This is a genomic window from Streptomyces murinus (assembly GCF_002154555.1).
Classification (GTDB): domain Bacteria; phylum Actinomycetota; class Actinomycetes; order Streptomycetales; family Streptomycetaceae; genus Streptomyces; species Streptomyces murinus.
The window spans coordinates 1-4,612 of the sequence record NZ_MUNF01000259.1 but is presented as its reverse complement, the minus strand read 5'-3'; the positions used below and the strand labels follow the sequence as shown (position 1 = coordinate 4,612).

Here is a 4,612-nt window from a genome sequence, read left to right as displayed (position 1 = left end):
CCGATCCGTCCGTTGATGAACTCCAACCTGACGGTCTCGAACTCCCGCGCCGCGAGCGCCGCGAGCTTCTCGAATTCCTCCACGGTCAACGGGGATGCGTGCGTCATAACCGTCATGGTGCCCTCCTTGTCAGGCGAGCACCAGCGTGCCGTGCCCCCGTCGGGCATATGCCAAAACGTCCGCCCGATCAGCCGAACGAGTGATCACCGCACCTCCACGCTCAGCCCCTCCAGTCCCCGGATCACGAAGTTCGGTTTGCGGGCCGGGTCCTTCGCCAGGGTGAGGGTGGGGGCCTGGTTCAGGAGGGCGGTCATGGAGGCGGTCAGTTCGAGGCGGGCCAGGGGGGCGCCGATGCAGTAGTGGATGCCGGCGCTGAAGGAGATGTGCGGGTTGTCGGCGCGGGCGAGGTCGAGGCGGGTGGGGTCGGGGAAGACGGCCGGGTCGTGGTTGGCGGAGCCGAAGAGCAGGGCGATCTCGGCGCCGCGCGGGATCACCGTGCCGTCGATCTCGATGTCGTCCAGGACCCAGCGCTCGAAGAGCTGGAGCGGGGTGTCGTAGCGCATCAGCTCCTCGATCGCGGTCGGGACCAGGCAGTGGTCGGCGCGCAGGGCGGCCAGCTGGGCGGGGTTACGGAAGAGCGCCCACCAGCCGTTGACCGTGGCGTTGACGGTCGCCTCGTGGCCCGCGTTGAGCAGCAGGACCGCAGTGGAGATCATCTCCTGCTCGGTCAGCCGGTCGTCCTCGTCGTGCGCGGCGATCAGCCCGGAGATCAGATCGTCCCCGGGGCGCCCCCGCCGCTCGGCGATCAACTCCCGCAGATACTCGGAGAATTCGACCGACGCGCGGACCGCCCGCGCCGCCGTGTCCTCGGACGGGTTCAGCTCGTACATCCCGCAGATCGCCGCCGACCAGGGCCGCAGCTGCCCCCGGTCCGCCTCCGGGATCCCCAGCATCTCGGCGATCACCGCCACCGGCAGCGGCTCGGCGACATCCGTCAGCAGATCGCCGCCGCCGTCCCGGACGAGGCCCGCGACCAGCTCGTCGGCCAGGCCGCGCACATACGGCTTCAGCCGCTCCACCGTGCGCGGGGTGAACGCCTTCGACACCAGCCGCCGGATCCGGGTGTGGTCCGGCGGCTCCAGGTCCAGCATCCCGTGATCGTTGAGCGTCCGGAACGGCTCGTGCGCGGCCGGCGGCGCGCTCCTCCCGAACTCCTCGTGCGAGAAGCGGTGCTGGTACGTCCGCCCGAGCCGCCGGTCCCGCAGCAGCGCCGAGACATCCGCGTGGTGCGGCACCAGCCACTGGTCCGTGGGCTCGTACCGGACCACCCGCCCGCGCGCCCGCAACTCGGCGTACGCCGGATACGGATCGGCCACGAACGCCGGGTCCCAGGGATCGAAAGCGAGGTCTACAGGCCCTGACATGCGCCGACGCTAACCCGCCGGACCGGATCTGACCAGGCCATGGGTTCAGCCCGGCGTCACCAGCCGCGCCTCGTACGCGAACACCGCCGCCTGGGTGCGGTCGCGCAGGCCCAGTTTGACCAGGATGCGGCTGACGTGGGTCTTGGTGGTGGACTCGGCCACCACCAGGCGTTCGGCGATCTCCGCGTTGGACAGGCCCTGCGCGATGAGGACCAGGACCTCGGTCTCACGGTCGGTGAGGTCGCCGTAGGCGCCCTGGGCGGCGGGCAGCGGCCGGCGGGCCTCCGGGAGGCGGGAGAACTCGGAGATCAGACGCTTGGTGACGGAGGGCGCGAGCAGCGCCTCACCGGCGGCCACCACCCGCACGCCGTCGGCCAGTTGGCGGGCCGAGGCGTCCTTGAGGAGGAAGCCGGAGGCGCCCGCGCGCAGCGCCTGGTAGACGTACTCGTCCAGATCGAAGGTGGTCAGCACCAGGACCTTCGCCCCGGCGTCGGCCGCCACGATCTCGCGGGTCGCCTCGATGCCGTTCAGCTCGGGCATCCGGATGTCCATCAGGACGACGTCCGGGGCGAGTTGCCGCACCCGCTCCACCGCCTCCCGGCCGTTGACAGCCTCGCCGACGACCTCGATGTCCGGCATCGCGTTCAGCAGGACGGAGAAGCCCTCGCGGACCATCATCTGGTCGTCCGCGATCAGGACACGGATCGTCATGCGCCGCCCTCGGATCCGGCCGCCGGGGTCGCCACGGGGAGGAACACCGCCACCTCGTAGCCTCCCTCGGTCGTGCGGGCCGCCGTCATCTCGCCGTCCAGCATGGTGACACGCTCGCGCATGCCCGTGATGCCGTGCCCCGCGCCCGGCGACGGCTTCAGCAGGCTCGGCGCGGGCGGCGGCCCGTTGACCACGCGCAGCCCGAGCCCGCCGAGGACGTAGGAGACCTCCACCCGGGCGCTCGCCCCCGGCGCGTGCCGCAGGGTGTTGCTCAGTGCCTCCTGGACGATCCGGTAGGCGGACAGCTCCACCCCCTGCGGCAGTTCGCGCACCGCGCCGGTCACCGCCTTGTCCACGGTGAGCCCGGCCTCGCGGACATTGGCGAGCAGCCGGTCCAGGTCGGCGAGCGTGGGCTGCGGGGCCTCCGGTGCCTCGTAGTCCTCCGCGCGGACGACCCCGAGGACCCGGCGCAGCTCGGTCAGGGCCGCCACCGCGTTCTCCCGGATGGTGACGAACGCCTTCTCCAGCTCCGGCGGCGGGTTCTCCACCCGGTACGGCGCCGCCTCCGCCTGGATGGCGACCACCGACATGTGGTGGGCGACCACGTCGTGCAGCTCCCGGGCGATGGTGGTGCGCTCCTCCAGCAGGGTGCGCCGCGAACGCTCGTGCTCGGTCACCGTCTGCTGCGCGGTCACCTCGAGGGCGGCCTCCTTGCGGACCTGCCGCACGGCGACCACCAGCAGGATCAGCGCGGACAGGAACATCATCTGGGCTATGTCGTCCTGGTCGTACGCCTGGCCGAACAGGCTCGCGTCGAAGACGCCGTACGCGCCGGTCAGCGCCCACATCCAGGCCGCCGTGCGCGGCCGGGTGCGGATCGCCACGACGGTGAGCACCACCAGGTGGGAGAAGAAACCGCCCGGCGTCCAAATGCCGCTCACCCAGTCGCCCCCGGTGACCATCCCGGTGACCGTGCAGGCCGCGAGGGACAGCCAGAACGCCCCGGCCGGGCGGACCAGGGTCAGCAGGACCGGGGCCAGGACCAGCAGTCCGCAGATCAGAACCGCCGCGGTGGAGGCGCCGGAGCGGAACAGGGTGATCCACATCGCCAGCACGCCGAAGAGGACCACCATGGCGTGCGGGGTCCAGGCCGCGTACTCCCGCAGCCGGCCCGAACGGCGGCGCACGAAGCGGCTGTCGGGGCCCAGCGGGGGCAGCGGCCGGTAGGCGAAGGCGTCGTGGAACAGGTCCTGCCGCAGCCCGGCGAGGGCATCCGCGGCCAGCCGGAACTCCGGGCTGCGCGGGCGGCCGGACCCGAACGGTCCTGTCGGGTGCGGGGGCGTCGTCTCGGTCACAGGGGAAACGGTAGGCGGCGGCCGGTGTCCGGACGTCACCTTGGAGTCGGGTTCCCCGGCCTCCGTCTCAGGTACTACTCGGGGCATACGGCCCTCACCGCGTCCCCGGCCGGATCAGCCCCGACTCGTACGCGAAGATCGCGGCCTGGGTGCGGTCCCGCAGTCCCAGCTTCACCAGGATCCGGCCCACATGGGTCTTCACCGTCTGCTCGGCCACCACCAGCCGGCCCGCTATCTCCGCGTTGCTCAGCCCCTGCGCGATCAGCGCCAGTACCTCCGTCTCCCGTTCGGTGAGGTCCCCGACGCGCCGGTGCCCCGGGGCGCGGCGGCCGCCGTGCAGCCGGGAGAACTCGGCGATGAGGCGCCGGGTGACACCGGGGGCGAGCAGGGCGTCGCCGCCGGCCACCACCCGTACCGCCTCGGCGAGTTTGTCGGCGGAGGCGTCCTTGAGCAGGAACCCGGAGGCACCGGCGCGCAACGCCTCGTACACGTACTCGTCCAGGTCGAAGGTGGTCAGGACCAGGACCTTGACGGCGGGTTGGGTGACGGCGATGTGCTCCGTGGCCTGGATGCCGCCCAGTTCGGGCATGCGGATGTCCATCAGGACGACGTCCGGGGACAGTTCGGCGGACCTCGTGATCGCCTCGCGGCCGTCCACCGCCTGGCCGACGACCTCGATGCCGGGCTGGGCGTTGAGCAGCACGGTGAAGCCCTGCCGGACCATCTCCTGGTCGTCGGCGATGAGTACGCGGATGGGGCCGGCGCCGCTCGTCATGGGGTCTTTTCTCCTGGGGTGGACGTGGGCGTGGGCGGGGGCGGAAGCGAGGAGGCCGCGGACGGGCCGTCGGGCGGGGTGCTGTCGCCGGGCAGGTAGGCCGTGACCGTGAAGCCGCCCTGGGCGGTGGCGGCAGCGGTGACCCGGCCGCCGAGCATCGCCGCGCGCTCGCGCATGCCGAGCAGTCCGTGCCCGGCGCCCGGGGAGGGCGGAACCTTCCCCCGGGGGCGGGAGTTGGCTATCTCCAACTGGAGCCCGTCCGGGCCATGGACGACCTCGACGCGCACCCGGGAGCCCGGCGCGTGCCGCAGCGCGTTGCTCAGCGCCTCCTGCACGATCCGGTACGC

At 72.2% G+C, this 4,612-nt stretch carries 5 protein-coding genes; all 5 read right to left on the bottom strand.

Going from position 1 to position 4,612, the window contains the following annotated elements:
* Nucleotides 1–203 precede the first annotated feature (203 nt).
* Entirely contained in the window at nucleotides 204–1,424 is a 1,221-nt protein-coding gene (locus CCN72_RS17275) for a cytochrome P450 (RefSeq protein WP_086808296.1), read from the bottom strand.
* A 45-nt stretch (nucleotides 1,425–1,469) separates the two neighbouring features.
* Nucleotides 1,470–2,135 (bottom strand): response regulator, encoded by a 666-nt coding sequence (locus CCN72_RS17270; RefSeq protein WP_085565801.1) that lies wholly within the window; start codon nucleotides 2,133–2,135, stop codon nucleotides 1,470–1,472.
* Nucleotides 2,132–3,490 (bottom strand): sensor histidine kinase, encoded by a 1,359-nt coding sequence (locus CCN72_RS17265; RefSeq protein WP_425276152.1) that lies wholly within the window; start codon nucleotides 3,488–3,490, stop codon nucleotides 2,132–2,134. The genes CCN72_RS17270 and CCN72_RS17265 overlap by 4 nt, the downstream gene beginning before the upstream one ends.
* Before the next feature lie 94 nt (nucleotides 3,491–3,584).
* Nucleotides 3,585–4,265, bottom strand: a complete 681-nt coding sequence (locus CCN72_RS17260; protein WP_086808294.1) for a response regulator — start codon at nucleotides 4,263–4,265, stop codon at nucleotides 3,585–3,587.
* Nucleotides 4,262–4,612: ATP-binding protein (locus CCN72_RS17255; RefSeq protein WP_341868882.1), on the bottom strand; the 351-nt coding region annotated here is incomplete at its 5' end. The genes CCN72_RS17260 and CCN72_RS17255, both read right to left, overlap by 4 nt.

What these genes read in the sequence shown, in the direction of transcription:
- CCN72_RS17275 (WP_086808296.1), bottom strand. Translation starts at nt 1,424, where the DNA reads ATGTCAGGGCCTGTAGACCTCGCTTTCGATCCCTGGGACCCGGCGTTC.
- CCN72_RS17270 (WP_085565801.1), bottom strand. Translation starts at nt 2,135, where the DNA reads ATGACGATCCGTGTCCTGATCGCGGACGACCAGATGATGGTCCGCGAG.
- CCN72_RS17260 (WP_086808294.1), bottom strand. Translation starts at nt 4,265, where the DNA reads ATGACGAGCGGCGCCGGCCCCATCCGCGTACTCATCGCCGACGACCAG.